Here is a 15,812-nt window from a genome sequence, read left to right as displayed (position 1 = left end):
GGCATGCTCTCGACGACTTGGCCCGAGTGGTGGATCGACTCCAGAGCCATCTCGGGAACGGCCCGGACGTCCGCCGGGCCCTGGCGGACGCCGACCATCTGCGGGACGACCTCGACCTGTTGCAGCAGAGCGCAGCGGCCGATGAGTCGGGTCAGAGCCCCGCGCAGCCCGAGGTCGTCTTCATCCCCCGTACGCCAGACGACCCCTCGATGTGGGCCGGTTGCGAGGACGAAGGAATCGGCTCCCGCCACGGCCCCGAACTGAGGCAGGGCCCCCCGGCCCATCGGACACTTCATCTGCCGCTGCATCGGGCGCCTCGCACGAGGTGAGGTCGCCGACGGATTTGCGAACGTCCAGTCGCCCCGAGTCCGCTCGTGCACACACGCGCCGCCGCACGGAGCGCACTGCCCGATCGTGTGAGGGCGGACCTGATTGCCGACAACGATGTCGTACGGTCGACAGGGCCCTGCGTGCCCGGCCGGAACAGGTCGAGGACCTTCGGCCCCGTGACCGGGCCTTACGGGCGTCCGATCATGGAGTGGGGACGTGCGGAGGTGAGGCCGATGACCGACGCGACGATCACGAGATGGCCGGTCTGGGGGGAACGAGCGACGTCGCTGCGGCCACCCCGGCTACCCGGCCCAACGGCGACCCCGGCTACCCGGCACAACGTCGAGCGGCAACCCGAATCTGGATGAGGAGGACACGATGTCGCACACCGTGGAATGGAAGATCCGCCTCTACCTCTTCGAGGAGGAGGGGACGACGAAGGCACGGGTGGTGCTGGACACGGGTACCACCTCGCTCACCGGCCATGGGACGGCCCACTGCAATCCGGGGGACACCGACGTGCCGGAGATCGGTGATGAACTTGCCGCGGGCCGGGCGCTGCACGACCTCGCCGGCCAACTGGTGGAGACCGCCGAGCGGGACATCGGCGACACGGGCGCGCCTGCGGCCGAGGCGGAGTCTCGGCCGTCGGTCGGCTGGCCCATGTGACCGGTATGGGCGCCGCGGGCAGGTCCCGCGGCGCCCACACGTCGTCCCGGCCGGGTCGGCCCGGCCGGGATCACGGTTCGGGAGGCCGTGACGGCCCAGCGTCGCGCTGGTCCGTGTTCATCGCCCGCAGGGCCGCGGCAACGCTGGCGCGGTCCAACTCGACCTCGGACTCGGCCAGTCCGTGTCCCAGCACGCGTGGACGGGTCAGGTCGGACAGGGACAGCAGCGCCGCCACCGGGCGGTTGTCGGCGAGATAGGAGGCGCTGAAGCTGTGGATGTGCCGTTCCAGTGCCGCCTGGGCGAGGATCTCCACCATCGCGGTCGCCAGTCCGACCCGGCGCCAGGCGGGGTCCACCGCGACGGCGATCTCCGCGACACCGTCGTCCAGACGCTCGTAGCGTGCGATGGCGATGCCCTGTCCGCAGGTGGCGTCCGCCGCGACCAGGGCGAAACGGCGCATGTAGTCCAGCTTCGTCAGCCGGGTCAGCAGGTCCGGAGTGATGCGCGGCGGGCCGCCCAGGAAGCGGCCGTACAGCGTTTCGGCGTCCGCCGACCGGATCGCCGCGGCCAGGTCCGGCGCGTCCGAGGGCACGATCGGCCGGATCGCGACGCGGCGGCCGTCAGCGAGCCGTAGTTCGCGTTCGTAGGCGAGCGGGTAGTTCGGTGGCGGGTCTACGGGATGGGGCTGAAGGCTCATCGCTGCTCCGTGTCCGCAGGACCCCGGGTTTCCGGCACGCCAACCGGTCCTTGGGGGTGCTCCCATGATGGGATGCCCAGCTCCGGTCTGTCCCGGTCCGGTGGACCCTCATGTGGTGCTGTTGGCCCCATTTGCGGAGGCTCACCGGGCCGGAAGTATGGGGATATGGATGAGCCATCGGATTCGGTGATGTGGCGCACCCCGGCGAAGTTCGTGACGTCGCCTTGCGTGAACGCGACCGATGACATCGTCGACAACGCCCTTCGGCGCCCCGACCACGCCGCTTTCGCCCGTAAGGTCGACGGAGTCTGGCGGACCGTCACCTCCAAGGAGTTCGCCGACGAAGTCCGGGCGCTGGCCGCGGGCTTGATCGCGGCCGGGATCGCGCCGGGTGCCCGGATCGCGTTGATGTCGGCCTCGCGCTACGAGTGGATGCTGTGCGACTTCGCGATCTGGACCGCCGGGGCGGTTACCGTGCCCGTGTACGAGACCTCGTCCCCGGACCAGGTCGCGTGGATCCTGCGCGACAGCGGCGCCACGGCCGCGTTCGTCGAGGGCGACGCACGCGCCCGCGTCGTCGCCGGGACCGGGGCGGTCCCGGCGGACCAGGTGTGGCGGATGGACGGAGGACTCGGGCACCTCACCGAGCTGGGCCGGTCGGTGTCGCCGGAACTGCTGGAGCGGCGGAGGCGTTCGGTCGGGGCCGACGGGACGGCGACCATCGTCTACACCTCCGGCACGACCGGCAGGCCCAGGGGTTGCCTGATCAGCCACGGCAATCTGGTCGCCGAGGTGCGCAACGTCGCCCTCGCCGACGGGATCAAGGAGAAGGTCCTGACCGACCGCACCACGATCCTGGTGTTCCTGCCGCCGGCCCACGTTCTCGCGCGGGTCGTCGCGCTCGCCGCCGTGCACAACGGTGCGCAGGTCGCGCACACCAGCGACCTCGAGAACCTCAGCACCGAACTCCGGATCTATCGGCCCACGTTGCTGCTGGCCGTCCCCCGCGTGTTCGAGAAGATGCGCAACACCGCGCAGCGCTCGGCCGTGGCGGGCGGGCACGTGAGGCTGTTCCGTGCCGCCGAGGCCACCGCTGTCGCTTACAGCGAGTCGCTGGACCACGGCGGACCGGGACGTTGGCTGCGTGCCAGGCGCCGGGTGTACGACCAACTGGTGTTCAGGAGGCTGCGGGCCGCGCTGGGTGGCCGGGTCGCCTACGCGTGCAGCGGCGGCGCACCCCTGGGAGCCGGCCTCGGGCACTTCCTGCGGGGTGCCGGAGTCACCGTTCTGGAGGGCTGGGGGCTGACCGAGACCACCTCAGGGGTGACCCTCAACCTGCCGGCCGCTCAGCGTGTCGGCAGCGTCGGTCGTCCGCTGCCCGGTTGCGCGGTTCGCATGGGTCCCGGAGGCGAAGTGCTGGTGAAGGGCCCGAACGTCTTCGGAGGCTACCTGCACGACAAGCAGGCCACGGATGAGGCGTTCGACCCCGATGGCTGGTTCCGCACCGGTGACCTGGGCGAGGTGGACGACGGGTATCTGACCATCACGGGCCGCAAGAAGGACCTCATCATCACCGCCGCGGGCAAGAATGTCGCCCCCGCCCCGCTGGAGGACCGGCTGCGGGCCCACTGGCTGATCGACCAATGCGTGCTCGTCGGTGACCAGCGGCCGTACATCAGTGCCCTCATCACCCTCGATCGCGAATTCCTCACCGTGTGGCGGCGCGAACACAACCGGCCGCCGGCAGCCGGCATCGCGGAACTCCGCCACGACCCGGAGCTCACGGCGGCCATCCAGGCCGCGGTGGACGAGGTGAACCAGATGGTGTCCGCGGCCGAGGCCATCAAGAGATTCCGCATCCTGAGCCGGGAGTTCGCCGTGGGCGAGGAACTGACACCCTCGCAGAAAGTGCGACGCGGATACGTAGCCGCCAAGTTCGCCGCGGACATCGAGGCGCTCTACGCACAGGCCCGACCCAATTCATGACACTGCTTGCGCACCCAACCGTCCTTCGAGGAGGGACGCCGACCTCGTTGGCCCGATGGTCGCGGCGTGCGGCCGACCAGAGGACGCCGAGGACGGTACGCAGGTGACTGACCTGCGGTGGCGCGCCGGGAGCAGGCGTGCGGCGGCCGTGGGACCTCGGTCGGAAGGCCGTCGTCGGGATGTCACAGAAGGCGGTCCCCGATGCGTCTTCCGTGGTGGATACGAAGAACACCGGCCGCTGAGCCCCGTTCGGACTTCCCCGGAGGTGGACATGCACCCGTTCGGTCTCGCCATGGCAGGCCACGACGTCGACACAGCCGTGACACTGCTCGCGGCGGACGTCGAGTTCCGCAGCCCCGTCGTCTTCACGCCCTATCGCGGGAGGGACGCCGTCGCACCGCTCCTGTACGCCGTCGCGGACGTCCTTGAGGACTTCCGTTACACCCGGGAGATCGGCTCGCCGGACGGACGAGACCTGGCGCTCGTCTTCCGAGCGCGCGCGGGCGGCAAGGAGATCGAGGGATGCGACTTCCTGCACCTCGACGATTCCGGTCTGATCGACGAGCTGTTCGTCATGATTCGCCCCATGTCCGGCGTGCACGCGCTGGCCGAGGCGATGAAGGCCCGCCTTGATGCGGCGAGCAGTGGCCGGCAGCCCACCTGACGGGCGGCGCGCCCGGATGAGGCGGCTGATGTGCTCACCGGGACCGGTCACGGGAGCGTGCTGGTGTCACGTTCGGTGCCGCTGTCGCGTCCCGAGGGAGAACGCTGACTTCAGGGAGGTCGTGATGAACGTTGCGCTGTGGACGGGGCAGGCGCTGCTGGCGGTGGTCTTCGTGTATTCGGGGGCGCTCAAGGTGTCCCAGTCGAGAGAGAAGCTGCTGGAGATGGGGCAGACGGGGGTGGCGGTGTTCCCGGTGCCGTTGCTCCGGTTCGTCGCGTCCTGCGAGCTGCTCGGCGCGGTCGGTGTCATCGTGCCGAGGCTGATGGACACGGCGCCGGTGCTCACGCCGCTCGCTGCGGCGGGTTTCGCGGTGATCATGGTCGGCGCCATCGCGGCACATGCCCGGCTCCACGAGCCGCGCAACGTCGCGGCCACCTCATTCGTTCTGGTCGTCGCGGCGGTCGTCGCCGTCGGCCGGCTTCCGGGAATGTGACCGTGACCGATACCAGCCGCGATGTCGAGGAGTACCAGCGGCTCCGTCCGTTGCTGTTCTCGATCGCGTACAGGATGACGGGGAGCGTCGCAGACGCCGAGGACATCGTGTCCGAGGCGTTCCTCCGGCTGCACCGGGCACGCGCCGACGGCACCGTGATCGAGTCGATGAAGTCGTACCTGTCGACCGTCGTGTCCCGGCTGAGCATCAGCCATCTCCGCTTGGCCCGGGTCCGCCGGGAGCGCTATTTCGGTACGTGGCTTCCTGAGCCCGTCGTGGCCGAGGAGAGTTCTGCGACGGACCTGTCGGACTCGCTCTCGCTGGCGTTTCTGGTCGTGCTGGAGAACCTGACTCCTGTCGAACGCGCGGTGTTCCTGCTGCACGACGTGTTCGACTTCGAGTACGTGTCCATCAGCGAGGTCGTAGGGAAGAGCGAGGTCAACTGCCGCCAGATTGCGGCGCGTGCGCGGCGGCGCGTCGACGCGCGGCGGCCGCGCTTCGAGGCACCGCTCGCGAAGCGCGCGACACTCGCCGAACGCTTCTTCGCAGCCGTCGAGACCGGTGATCTCGAAGGCCTGGTCGACATGCTGGCCGCGGACGTCGTGACGTACGGCGACGGCGGTGGACGCGGCCCGTCGTTGCCCAAGCCGGTGTACGGACGCGAAAAGGTTCTGCGTCTGCTCGTGGCGTTGACCACGGCGCTGCAGCGCTTCGACCTGCATCTCGAACGCGCGACGGTGAACGCCCAGCCCGGCGTGCTCGTGCGCGACGCGTCCGGCGCCCTCCTCGACGTCCTGTCCGTGGATGTGGTCGGCGGCAAGGTGCGGACCATCCACTCGATCCTCAATCCGGACAAGCTCGGTCACCTGGGACCACTGGCCGGACCGGACCATCCGCTCCGCCGCAGCACGCACCGGACACGACACGAATAGCCCCCCGGTGTGTCACGGCCCGCCCGGCCACTGCGTCTCAGAGCCGAGAGAGTTGCCGGAACACGGGAGGTTCGTCATGACGCACAAGGTGCTGGTACTGGGCGCCGGATACGCGGGTCTGGTGGCAGCGAAGCGGCTCGCCCGGCAGGTGCGCGGCGATGAGGTGTCGGTGAAGTTGGTGACGGCCTTCGCGGACTTCGTCGAACGTCCACGCCTGCACCAGTTGGCGACGGGCCAGGCGATCGAACGCGTGCCCGTCGCGAGATATCTGCGCAACACGTCAGTAGAGCTGGTGGTCGGGTCGGTCGTCGGCATCGACCTCGAGGAGCGGACCGTGACGACGGTCCCGGACGGTGAGTCCCGCCTCATGCCCTACGACACTCTGGTGTACGCCTTGGGGAGCAACATCGACGTCGCGGGCGTGCCCGGAGTCGCCACACATGCGTGGAGTCTCGTCGGCACCGACGCGGCGGCCCAGGTGAACGGCCGCCTGCAGGTCCTGGCGCGACAGAAGGGCCAAGTCGCCGTCTGCGGCGGCGGCCTGACCGGAATCGAGATCGCCGCCGAGGTCGCCGAGTGCTTCCCGGACCTACAGGTGACACTGGTCAGCGGCGCCCGGCCGGGCGCATGGCTGTCGCCGAAGGCGCAGGCGTACCTGGCGCGAACCTTCGAGGCGTTGGGCGTGACGGTCCGGACCGGTGCACGCGTCCAGGAGGTGCGCGCGGACGAGCTGGCGCTCGACGACGGTGACCGCCTCCCGTTCGACCTGTGCCTGTGGGCAGGCGGGTTCCGGGTCCCTCCGCTCGCCCGGGTCAGCGGCCTCGCGGTCACCGGTCAGGACCGCGCCCTGGTGGACGGCACGCTGGAGTCGGTGTCCCATCCGGGCGTCTACGTGATCGGTGACGCTGCGGCCGTCTCCGGTGCGTGGGGGTCCGAGCTCGCGATGGGCTGCCGCACCGGTGGCTTCAGCGGGCCCAGGGCTGCCGACATCATCGCCGCGCGGCTGACCGGCCGGGAACCACGCCGGTTCCGTTACCGCTACATCCACGAGTGCGTCAGCCTGGGGCGACGGCACGGACTGGTCCAGTTCCTCAATGCCGACGAGTCACCGAAACCCGTCGTCCTCACCGGACGCAAGGCCGTCGCGTACAAGAACGCCACCCTCAACGGTGCCAAGACCCTGTTCCGCCACCCGGGCCCTGCCCTCGTGCGCCGCAGGCATCTCACTCCCCAGGCCGGCAGGACGCATGCGGGCAGAGCACAGACCTGACGGCGAACAAACCTGGGCCCACCACGGCCCGCGACGGCGAAGTGATCAGTACTCCAGCTCGGGGCGCAGGCGCAGCGGGTCGCCGACCGCGTGGAGGTGCCGCAGTACCTGGACGTAGGAGTCGAGGAGCCCGGTCTCGTGGTAGGCGATGGCGTGCCGGGCACAGTAGGCGCGCACCAGTTCTTGGGCGTGGCGCAGGCTGGGGCGCGGCATGGAGGGGAACAGGTGGTGTTCGATCTGGTAGTTGAGCCCGCCGAGCGCGAAGTCGGTGAACCGGTGGCCGCGGATGTTGCGTGAGGTCAGTACCTGTCGGCGCAGGAAATCGATCTTGTCGTCCTTGGCGAACATGGGCATGCCCTTGTGGTTGGGGGCGAACGAGCACCCCATGTAGAGCCCGAACAGCCCCTGATGCACGAGGAGGAAGCACACGGCCTGGACGGGGGACAGGACCAGGAACAGCGCGGCGAGGTAGCCGACGAGATGCGCCGTCAGCAGTCCCGCTTCGGCCAGCTTGGTCACCCGCGAGGTCGCGGTGCCGGTGCGGTCGAGCAGTGCCCGTACGCCGGCGACGTGCAGGGCGACTCCTTCCAGGAGCAGCATCGGGAAGAACAGCCAAGCCTGGTGACGGGCCAGCCAGGCGTACGCCCCGCTGCGGATGCGGGCCTGATCCTGGGTGAAGGCGACCGCGCCGTCGGCGATGTCCGGGTCGCGGTCGACGTGGTTCGGATGGGAGTGGTGCCGGTTGTGCTTGGTGATCCACCAGCCGTAGCTGAGGCCGATCAGCAGGTCGGCGTGCACGCGGCCGAGCAGGTTGTTGACGCGTTTGGAGGCGGCGATCTGGTGGTGTCCTGCGTCGTGGCCGATGAACCCGGTCTGGGTGAACATCACCGCGAGGAAGGCGGCGGTCAGCAGCTGCCACCATGACTGCCCGATCAGCGCGAACGCGGTCCAGCCGGCGACCAGCAACAGCAGGTTCGCGCCGACCTTGACGGAGTAGTAGCCCGGTCGCCGCTTCAGCAGCCCGCTCCGCCTCACCTCGCGGGAGAGCGCGGCGTAGTCGCTGCCCCGGCTGCCGGGCGGGGGTACGGCTGTCGCGGTCTGGCCCGCCGGATCGGGGCTCCGGTCGCTGACGTCAGTGGTCACAGTGTTCCCTTCGGGATGGACACGCGCTGCCCACGGCGCGAGAAGCGGGACGCAGGATGCCGCACGGGTCGGGAATCCTGTGGAAGCCGGCCGAGGCAGGCCCGCATCGCGGGCCTGCCTCGGGAAAGGACCTCAGAGCGGGCGCACCTGGTCGGCCTGCATGCCCTTGGGACCCTGGCCGGCGGTGAACTCCACCCGCTGGTCCTCCGCCAGGGAGCGGAAGCCGTCCGTGTCGATCGCCGAGTGGTGGACGAAGACGTCGGCACCGGCCTCATCAGGGGCGATGAAACCGAAACCCTTCTCCGCGCTGAACGACTTCACTGTTCCTTGAGCCATGGGACGTCTCCTTCGAGAGGGCGGCTGGTCGGATCACGCGCGATCACGCGGATCCGGGCTGCTGGCCGCCGGCCGTCGAAGAAAGCCCCGAAACGACGAAACGCCCGCTGTCGGAACTCCGCGGGCGCTTCCACGTTCGCAAACTTCAACTGCAACCACTGCCTGGAACGTCCAGAGCGCCGGGAAGGTTCCCGGCATCTGCCGGGTCCGGAGGGGAGTACGGTTGCGGCACCGGGGCATCTCGCACGCCGTCATCAGTTTCGGCGTCGCCCTCGGGCAACGGCACGGGCCGGCGTACATCGGAGCCGGCCGGAAATGAGCCGCAACATGCTTCTTGCCCCGCACTTTCACGCCGTCTTCCGTATCCGGTCCCGCGCGGCCCGGTAGCAAATTTCCCGGCTTCCGGGTTGCAGCAGAGGCTCTCCGGACGGCCCGGCTCATCTGCGGCACCGACCACCGCGACGCACCCGACGCGGAGACGCCCCTTCCGCTGACCGGGCGCGTCCGCAGGCACCGGGCCGACGGCTCCTGCCCCTGATGTCGGGCAGCCACTACAAGCACGTAGAGAACGAAACGAATTGAAATGACGAGGAAGCATATGAGCCTGATGAGTCTTGGAGTGCTTGCCTCCTCCGGCAAGGAGAACGAGTTCCGCCTGCCGTTGCACCCCTCTCACCTCGAGCGGATCGCTCCGGACGTACGCGAGAGGATCTTCCTGGAACAGGGCTACGGCGAACGGTTCGGCGTCGCTGACGACGCGCTCGGACCGCTCGTGGCGGGGCTGCGTTCCCGTGAGCAACTCCTCGCCGAGTGCGACGTGTTGCTGCTGCCCAAACCCATGCACGAGGACGTTGCCGCGCTGCGTGGGGGACAGGTGTTGTGGGGATGGCCGCACTGCGTGCAGGACGAGGAGCTGACCCAGCTCGCCATCGACCGACGGCTGACCCTCATCGCCTGGGAGGCCATGAATTACTGGACGTCCACGGGCGCCTTCAGCGTCCATGTGTTCCACAAGAACAACGAGCTCGCGGGCTACTGCTCGGTGCTGCACGCCCTGCAGCTCGGTGGGCTGACCGGCAGCTACGGGCGGCGTCTGCGCGCTGTGGTCATCAGCTTCGGCGCCACGGCGCGCGGAGCTGTCACCGGCTTGGGAGCCATGGGGGTCTCCGACGTCACGGTGCTCACCCAGCGAGCTGCCGCAGCAGTGGCCTCGCCGATGCCCTCGGTCGTGATGGGCCACTTCGAGCATCAGGAGGACGATCCGTCGCGCCTGCGGGCAGTCACCGCGGCCGGTTCCGTGCCGCTGGCGGAGTACCTGGCCGGATTCGACATCATCGTCAACTGTGTGTTGCAGGACACCGACGCGCCGCTGATGTTCGTCACCGAAGAGGAGCTCGTCCGGTTCCGGCCGGGGACCTTCTTCATCGACGTCTCCTGCGACGAGGGCATGGGCTTCGAGTGGGCCCGTCCGACCACCTTCGGCGAGCCCATGCACGCGGTGGGGCCGGGCTGCCACTACTACGCGGTGGACCACAGCCCGTCCCACCTGTGGAACTCGGCCACGTGGGAAATCAGCGAGGCGCTCCTGCCCTACCTGCGCAAAGTCATGAGCGGCCCCGCGGCATGGGACAGCGACGTCACGATCAGAAAGGCCATCGAGATCCGCGACGGCGTCGTCCAGAACCCGAAGATCCTCTCCTTCCAGCACCGGTCGGCCGACTACCCCCACACCCTTCAGATCCCGGCCTCCGACCCCATGCCACACTCCTCCGCGCAGCCGGCCTGACCCACGCGGAACCGAGCGAGCCACGGCCCCTGCGGGAGCGTCACCGCAGGGGCCACAGGACCCCGGGAGGCCAGGCTGCGTCGGCGGCGCCCTGTACGTCATCGTTCGCCGCGACCGACCCGGCGGATGTCGGTGTGCGAAACGCCCCCGTGCTGTCCACACCGCTCCGCGTCCCACCACGGCGCGGACCTACGGCCGCCTAGTAGGACTCCGTTAGGTCTTCCTATCAGTCCTGATCACGAGCATGTTGAGTGTGTGGACGCACATGAAGTGAACCGTGTTCGGGCGACGTTGGCGTTATACGTGGCTGATGTGTTCGCCTCGGTACCGCGCAAGGACCAGCGGGCCAAGGGCGACTGCTATCTGCGGGGACTGATGCTGGACGGCCGCCGCAAGTCGATTCAGGCGATGGCGTCGCGGCTGCCGGACGGCAACGAGCAGAATCTGCAGCAGTTCGTGAACCAGTCCACGTGGGATCCGGCGCCGGTGCAGCGGCGGATCAACGAACGCCTGCTGCCGCTGGTCGATCCGGCGGCCTGGGTGATCGACGATGTGTCGGTGCCCAAAGACGGCCAGATGTCGGTCGCCGTGGCTCCGCAGTACTGCGGAGCCCTGGGCAAACGGGCCAACTGCCAGGTCGCCGTGAGTGTTCACGCGGCGAGTGACACCGCCTCCTGCCCGCTGCAATGGCGGCTGTTCCTGCCCGCGGAATGGGCCTCGGACAGCGACCGCCGGGCCAAGACCATCATCCCGCCCGAGATCACCCATCGGGAGAAGTGGCGTCTGGCGTTGGACATGCTCGACACCCTCGCCGCCTGGGGGATGACACCGCCGGCGGTGGTGGCCGATGCCGCCTACGGCACCAACGCACACCTGCGGGCCGCGCTGAGCGACCGCCAACTCCCTTACGTGCTCGCCATCCGCGCCGATGTGACGGCCCACCCGTTCGACGCCAAGCCTGAGGCCCCGGCCCGCCACGGGACGGTCGGCTGCTGGCCCCAGCCACGCTATCGCCACCGGGCACGCTCAGTGTCGGACCTGGCCGCGGGACTCGAGCACGACGTCTTCACCACCCTCACCTGGCGGCAGGGCTCGCGAGGAGAGTTACGTTCCCGCTTCGCTGCCGCACGTGTCCGTCCGGCAGGCAAAGCCGTCGAGCGCCCGATCAAAGCCGCTGCCTCGGCCGAACAGGGCTGGTGGGACGGGATCCTGCCCGACTGCTGGCTGCTGGTGGAATGGCCCGAAGGCGCCGAGGCTCCCACCGACTACTGGCTGTCCAACCTGCCGGCCGACACGGCGATCGCCGACCTGGTCCGGCTGGCCAAGGTCCGCTGGCGCATCGAGCACGACTACCGCGAACTCAAACACGGCCTGGGCCTGGACCACTTCGAAGGCCGTTCCTGGCCCGGCTGGCACCACCACGTCACCCTCGTGACCGCCGCCCACGCCTTCCTCACCGAACAACGCCTGGCCCCAAAAGCACCCGGACCGGCCTCACCCTCTACCAGGTCCTCGACACCCTCCAGAACACCCTGAGGTGCTGGACCGGCATCTGCACCACCTGCCATCAGCCCCTGCCCAGCAGGACTCCAAGATCGAGACAGACCTAACGGAGTCCTACTAGAGGTGGAGCAGCCGTTGCGTGATCTCCCGGTACTGCCTCAGCGCGAGCCTGACTTCGGTGGAGTGGGTTTCGGGGTCCTGCTCCTGCCAGCCGGCGCGGAGGAGACGCCGCCGTTCCGCAAGGGCGTCCACGAGCAGCGCGGTGGCTTCGTCGTAGGCGCTCTCGGCCTCTTCGAGCGCCTCGAGCGGGGAGTCGGCGAACGTGTTGAGGGCGTGCCCGAGACGCAGGGCGATCTTGTCCCGTTCGGACGGCGGAAGCAGCGGCTCCGGGCCCGGGGTGCGGCGTTCGGCGTGGCCCCGGGGCTGGTCCGCGGGCTGCTGGGCGCGAGTCTGGTCATACATCGTCGTGTGCCGCTTTCGTTGCGTTGGCGGTCACCGGTGATCATCGCGGTGACCCCTGCCGGGTGCTTCGGTGATCACCGCCGGAAGGCTCGCCCGGCCTTCTCGGCCGCCTGCTTCAGGCTTCCGGAAACCCGGTCGGTCCTGCCTTGGCGCTTAAGTCGCCTGCTGCCGGTGACCCGGCCGAGTTCTTCCGTGACCTTGCCCTTCAACGTCTGCGCCTTGTTCCTCATCGTCCGTGCAACGGTCATGGCGTGCCTCGCTGTTGTCCGTCGGGCGTGTTCCCACGGGGTCTGTCTGGGCGAGGCGGGCAGACGTGATGCTCGCCGTGGCTGCGGAGTGGCACGACCCCGCGTCGTGCCGCCAGTCAACGTCCAGCGACGGTCCGTGTCAACGCAGCGACCACGCGACCGGCGCGCCTCGCCTCGGAGCGTACGGGAGTGCCCGCGCGTGATGGCGGAGAACGGTGGTACGACACGGTGACGGCGCTGACCGTCGTCCAGCCCTTCGCGGCGCTGGGCCCGGACGGGGCCGGCCGCTGTGCAAGACTGTTCGCCTTGATCCCAACTATGCGTCTGCGTACGGGCTTTGGAGTGGCCGCTTCCCACGGCCCCGAAACTCTCGGTGTCCTACGTCATAGGGCGACGATGCGGTCGTGGGTGCCGACGACGACATCCGTCTGTAGGCCGCGCGATCGGCCCTGGTCGGGCTGGTGGGTTCGCCCGTCTCCGTCACCGGGCCCTCTTGTCACGTGAGGCGAAAGCATCGCGCCAGTCCACGCCGTTGTCGAGCAGGCGCCCCACGAGGCCGCCAACCGCACCGAGTGCCGCCACCAGCAGGAAGGCACCGAAGCCGCCGAAATAGCCGACGACGGCCAGGGCCATGCCCACCAGCATCCCCAGTACTGCTCTGTTCATCAGCCACCTCGGGTCTCATCCGAAGGCGTCGGCGCTCGCGACTACGCGACGCGCGTCTCGCCTGAGTGATCGGGCTCGTCCTCGTCCGGCAGGTGGACGTCATTGACCGCGATGTTGACCTCGACGACCTCGAGACCGGACATACGCTCCACGGCCTCGATCACGTTCTCCCGTACGTCACGGGCCAGGTCGGTGATGGGCACCCCGTACTCGACGACCAGGTCGAGGTCGATGGCGGTCTGCCGCTCGCCGACCTCGACCTTCACACCACGCCCTACGTTCGACCCGCCTCCCGGCACGCGGTCGCGGACCGCGCCCAGGGTGCGCGACAGGCCGCCGCCCATGGCGTACACGCCAGGTATCTCCCGCGCCGCCGTGCCCGCGATCTTGACGATGACCGCGTCGGCGATCGAGGTCTTGCCCCGGGTGCCGGCCGGCTGGCTGACGCCTGCCGAACCGCCGCTGAGGGTGGTCGTGCCCTGCGTGTTCCGGGCCGTGTCCCTGGTCTTGTTCTCCGTCATGAACGTGTCCGGCGTCGTCATGATGGCCTCCCGATGAGAGTCGTCGGCTATCGAGCCTGCACGGGTTGGACACGGGCCGTGCCCGGCCGTTACGCCGGACACGCGAATTTCTGCGCTGCCCGCCACCGCGTGCGGGAGGGGTGCGCTCAGCGCGCTGTGATGCGGCGGGCCGAGACCTTCCTGTTCGCACAGCGGCCTTTGCCCCGCCGCGTAACGCCCGCCGCGGTCCGGGTGTCCAAGCAGGGGGTACCCGTCCAGGACCCGCAAGCAGCGAGCGAAGGGAGCGCCACGTGCCCGGGGACCGGAGACCCGCGCCAGCTCCCGACGTGGAGTGCCGCCTGGAGGACGGGCTGCTTGCCGTTCGGGCTGCCGAGGGCGACGAGAACGCCTTCGAGGCGCTCGTCCGCCGTCACGCACCTGCCCTGCTGCGGCTGGCCGCCACGATGCTGGGCAACGCGACCGAGGCCGAGGACGCCGTGCAGGACGCCTTCGTGAGTGCATGGCGCAGGCTGCCGGGGTTCCGTAGCCAAGCCGCGTTCGCCACATGGATGCACCGCATCGTGATCAACCGGTGTCTGAACATGCTGCGTGCCCGTCGCCTTGTGGCCGACCTCGATGCCGTCCCCGAACCCGCGGCGCCCGACCACGTGGCCTCACCGGCACGGACGGCCGAGTCCCACGCCGCGGTCCGGGAGCTGGCCCGCTCCTTGTCCGCGCTGTCTCCCGAGCAGCGGGTGTGCTGGGTGCTCAGAGAACTGGAGGGGCGGTCGTACGAGTCGATCGCGGACACGGTCGGCATCAGCCCGGAGGCCGCCCGCGGCCGGGTGTTCCGCGCACGACGCTGTCTGACGGAGGCGATGACCGCATGGCGATGAACACCGGCCCTGATCGGCCCGAGCCCCGCCGCGGATTCGACGGGGCGGGCGCCACCGCCGACGACGCACGGCTCGCCTGCGGACGGATGCTGTCCGGTGTGTGGGCAGCCTGGGAGGAGGGAGCCTCGGACGCGCACATGCGAACGTGCCCGCACTGCGCCCAGGCCGTGCAACAGCTGAGAGCCCTCGGTGCGGCGGTACGTGAGGCACACGGTGAGCAGGGGCACGACTGGGATTCGTCGCCGCTCACCGAACGGATCATGGACGTGGTCAGGCTCGAACTGCGGCCTGGCCGCCCGCTGCCCCTCGGCGAGCGCGAAGAGGACGTGTGGATCATGGAAGCGGTGGCCGCCAAGTCACTGCGCGCGGCCGCCGAGACGCTTCCCGGCGTCCACGCCGGCTCGTGTCGCTTCCAGCCCGCCGCATCCGACGGCAACGGTCCCGCGCGCGGTCCGGTCCAGGTGGGCCTGGAAGTCGTCGTCCCGCTCACCACCAGTCTCCCGCACCTCGCCGAGCAGATTCGCCGGCAGGTGCACCTCGCGGCGGACGCGACCCTCGGACTGCCCGTCGAGAGCATCGACATCCGCATCACCGACCTCGCCGTCCCCGACGCCACCGCCACCGCCGAAGCGGAAAGTCGCCCGCACCAGGCACAACCGGAGAGGGACGGGAGCATGAGCCGTCCGACGAACAGAGAACTCTGAAGGGAGACGCAGATGACCGCCGCCGCCCACCGTGACGAACTGGCCCACACCATCGCCCACATCGTCTGCGCCGTCCCAGGCGTTGCCTTCTTGCGGCCGGGCATCGTCGACCTCCTCCGCGCTTCCGGCCGCAGCGGACTGCCTCACGCCGAGGGCTCACCGTCGGGTGTGCGCCTGACCCCGCGTGCCCGGCCGGGACATTGGGACGTGGACGTCCAGATCGTCGTCCAGCACGGCCACCGCGCGCTGGACGTGGCCCGCGCCGCATGCTCGGCGGTGCGCGCAGCCCTGCCTGACAACCCGCCTGCTGCGCAGGTGAGGGTCACCGTCACGAACGCAGTCTGAGCGGATACAGAGCAGTAGCGGTAGATGTCCCAACTGCGCCACCTCCGCCACGAGTTCGGCGCCCTGTGAGCTGCCTCACGCACCGCGGTCCGTTCCCGGCACGAACTGCCTGGCCAGCACTGCTCTTTCGCTCTCGGCGACTGCGCGTTGGCCGGATACGTCAATGATCTGTCATTGCAGCC

The 15,812-nt window shown here is 69.5% G+C and carries 18 protein-coding genes; 11 read left to right on the top strand and 7 right to left on the bottom strand.

Annotated features, from left to right (window positions below; genetic code table 11):
• Positions 1–708: 708 nt before the first annotated feature.
• Positions 709–999, top strand: a complete 291-nt coding sequence (locus tag ACIBN2_RS37265; RefSeq protein ID WP_399141262.1) for a DUF1876 domain-containing protein — start codon at positions 709–711, stop codon at positions 997–999.
• Between the two features lie 70 nt (positions 1,000–1,069).
• Here the strand turns inward: ACIBN2_RS37265 and ACIBN2_RS37260 are convergent, their stop codons facing one another.
• Positions 1,070–1,696, bottom strand: a complete 627-nt coding sequence (locus tag ACIBN2_RS37260; RefSeq protein WP_399141260.1) for a GNAT family N-acetyltransferase — start codon at positions 1,694–1,696, stop codon at positions 1,070–1,072.
• 189 nt (positions 1,697–1,885) lie between these two features.
• Between ACIBN2_RS37260 and ACIBN2_RS37255 the strand changes: the two genes are divergently transcribed.
• The 5 genes from ACIBN2_RS37255 (at position 1,886) to ACIBN2_RS37235 (ending at position 7,041) form a co-directional block, all read left to right on the top strand.
• On the top strand, positions 1,886–3,682 hold the full coding sequence (locus tag ACIBN2_RS37255; protein WP_399141459.1) for an AMP-dependent synthetase/ligase: 1,797 nt from the start codon (positions 1,886–1,888) through the stop codon (positions 3,680–3,682).
• Between the two features lie 271 nt (positions 3,683–3,953).
• Entirely contained in the window at positions 3,954–4,346 is a 393-nt protein-coding gene (locus ACIBN2_RS37250) for a nuclear transport factor 2 family protein (RefSeq protein ID WP_399141258.1), read from the top strand.
• A gap of 124 nt (positions 4,347–4,470) precedes the next feature.
• Positions 4,471–4,839 carry a DoxX family protein gene (locus ACIBN2_RS37245; protein WP_399141257.1) on the top strand — a complete coding sequence of 123 codons (369 nt, stop codon included), beginning with the start codon at positions 4,471–4,473 and terminating at the stop codon, positions 4,837–4,839.
• A gap of 2 nt (positions 4,840–4,841) precedes the next feature.
• Positions 4,842–5,771: an RNA polymerase sigma-70 factor gene (locus ACIBN2_RS37240; RefSeq protein WP_399141255.1), complete on the top strand. Its 930-nt coding sequence runs from the start codon at positions 4,842–4,844 to the stop codon at positions 5,769–5,771.
• 76 nt (positions 5,772–5,847) lie between these two features.
• Positions 5,848–7,041 carry an NAD(P)/FAD-dependent oxidoreductase gene (locus tag ACIBN2_RS37235; RefSeq protein WP_399141253.1) on the top strand — a complete coding sequence of 398 codons (1,194 nt, stop codon included), beginning with the start codon at positions 5,848–5,850 and terminating at the stop codon, positions 7,039–7,041.
• A gap of 45 nt (positions 7,042–7,086) precedes the next feature.
• Here the strand turns inward: ACIBN2_RS37235 and ACIBN2_RS37230 are convergent, their stop codons facing one another.
• Positions 7,087–8,184, bottom strand: coding sequence for a fatty acid desaturase family protein (locus ACIBN2_RS37230; protein ID WP_399141251.1), 1,098 nt, complete (start codon positions 8,182–8,184; stop codon positions 7,087–7,089).
• 132 nt (positions 8,185–8,316) lie between these two features.
• A complete protein-coding gene (locus ACIBN2_RS37225; RefSeq protein WP_399141249.1) occupies positions 8,317–8,520 on the bottom strand; it encodes a cold-shock protein in 204 nt (67 codons plus the stop codon).
• A 598-nt stretch (positions 8,521–9,118) separates the two neighbouring features.
• Here ACIBN2_RS37225 and ACIBN2_RS37220 point away from each other — a divergent pair.
• On the top strand, positions 9,119–10,306 hold the full coding sequence (locus tag ACIBN2_RS37220) for a N(5)-(carboxyethyl)ornithine synthase (RefSeq protein WP_399141457.1): 1,188 nt from the start codon (positions 9,119–9,121) through the stop codon (positions 10,304–10,306).
• 255 nt (positions 10,307–10,561) lie between these two features.
• Positions 10,562–11,842, top strand: a complete 1,281-nt coding sequence (locus ACIBN2_RS37215; protein ID WP_399141247.1) for an IS701 family transposase — start codon at positions 10,562–10,564, stop codon at positions 11,840–11,842.
• Positions 11,843–11,926: 84 nt separating this feature from the next.
• On the opposite strand, the gene ACIBN2_RS37210 is transcribed toward ACIBN2_RS37215, so the two are convergent.
• From ACIBN2_RS37210 to ACIBN2_RS37195, 4 genes are all read right to left on the bottom strand, one after another.
• Complete coding sequence (locus ACIBN2_RS37210; RefSeq protein WP_399141246.1) at positions 11,927–12,271, bottom strand: hypothetical protein; 345 nt, start codon at positions 12,269–12,271, stop codon at positions 11,927–11,929.
• Between the two features lie 74 nt (positions 12,272–12,345).
• Positions 12,346–12,519 carry a CsbD family protein gene (locus ACIBN2_RS37205; protein WP_399141244.1) on the bottom strand — a complete coding sequence of 58 codons (174 nt, stop codon included), beginning with the start codon at positions 12,517–12,519 and terminating at the stop codon, positions 12,346–12,348.
• 480 nt (positions 12,520–12,999) lie between these two features.
• Positions 13,000–13,185 (bottom strand): hypothetical protein, encoded by a 186-nt coding sequence (locus ACIBN2_RS37200; RefSeq protein ID WP_399141243.1) that lies wholly within the window; start codon positions 13,183–13,185, stop codon positions 13,000–13,002.
• Positions 13,186–13,226: 41 nt separating this feature from the next.
• On the bottom strand, positions 13,227–13,706 hold the full coding sequence (locus ACIBN2_RS37195; RefSeq protein WP_399141455.1) for an Asp23/Gls24 family envelope stress response protein: 480 nt from the start codon (positions 13,704–13,706) through the stop codon (positions 13,227–13,229).
• 290 nt (positions 13,707–13,996) lie between these two features.
• Between ACIBN2_RS37195 and ACIBN2_RS37190 the strand changes: the two genes are divergently transcribed.
• Genes ACIBN2_RS37190 through ACIBN2_RS37180 form a run of 3 tightly spaced genes read left to right on the top strand, consistent with a single transcriptional unit; the run spans position 13,997 to position 15,630 of the window.
• Positions 13,997–14,581, top strand: a complete 585-nt coding sequence (locus tag ACIBN2_RS37190) for an RNA polymerase sigma factor (RefSeq protein WP_399141241.1) — start codon at positions 13,997–13,999, stop codon at positions 14,579–14,581.
• Positions 14,572–15,285, top strand: coding sequence for an Asp23/Gls24 family envelope stress response protein (locus tag ACIBN2_RS37185; protein ID WP_399141239.1), 714 nt, complete (start codon positions 14,572–14,574; stop codon positions 15,283–15,285). Before ACIBN2_RS37190 ends, ACIBN2_RS37185 begins: the two co-directional genes overlap by 10 nt.
• Before the next feature lie 12 nt (positions 15,286–15,297).
• Positions 15,298–15,630, top strand: coding sequence for an Asp23/Gls24 family envelope stress response protein (locus ACIBN2_RS37180; RefSeq protein ID WP_399141238.1), 333 nt, complete (start codon positions 15,298–15,300; stop codon positions 15,628–15,630).
• The last annotated feature ends 182 nt before the right edge of the window (positions 15,631–15,812 follow it).

It is taken from the genome of Streptomyces sp. NPDC050534 (assembly GCF_044457745.1).
Taxonomy (GTDB): domain Bacteria; phylum Actinomycetota; class Actinomycetes; order Streptomycetales; family Streptomycetaceae; genus Streptomyces.
The sequence above is the reverse complement of the archived record's forward strand: the minus strand, read 5'-3'. Positions and strand labels throughout refer to the sequence as shown.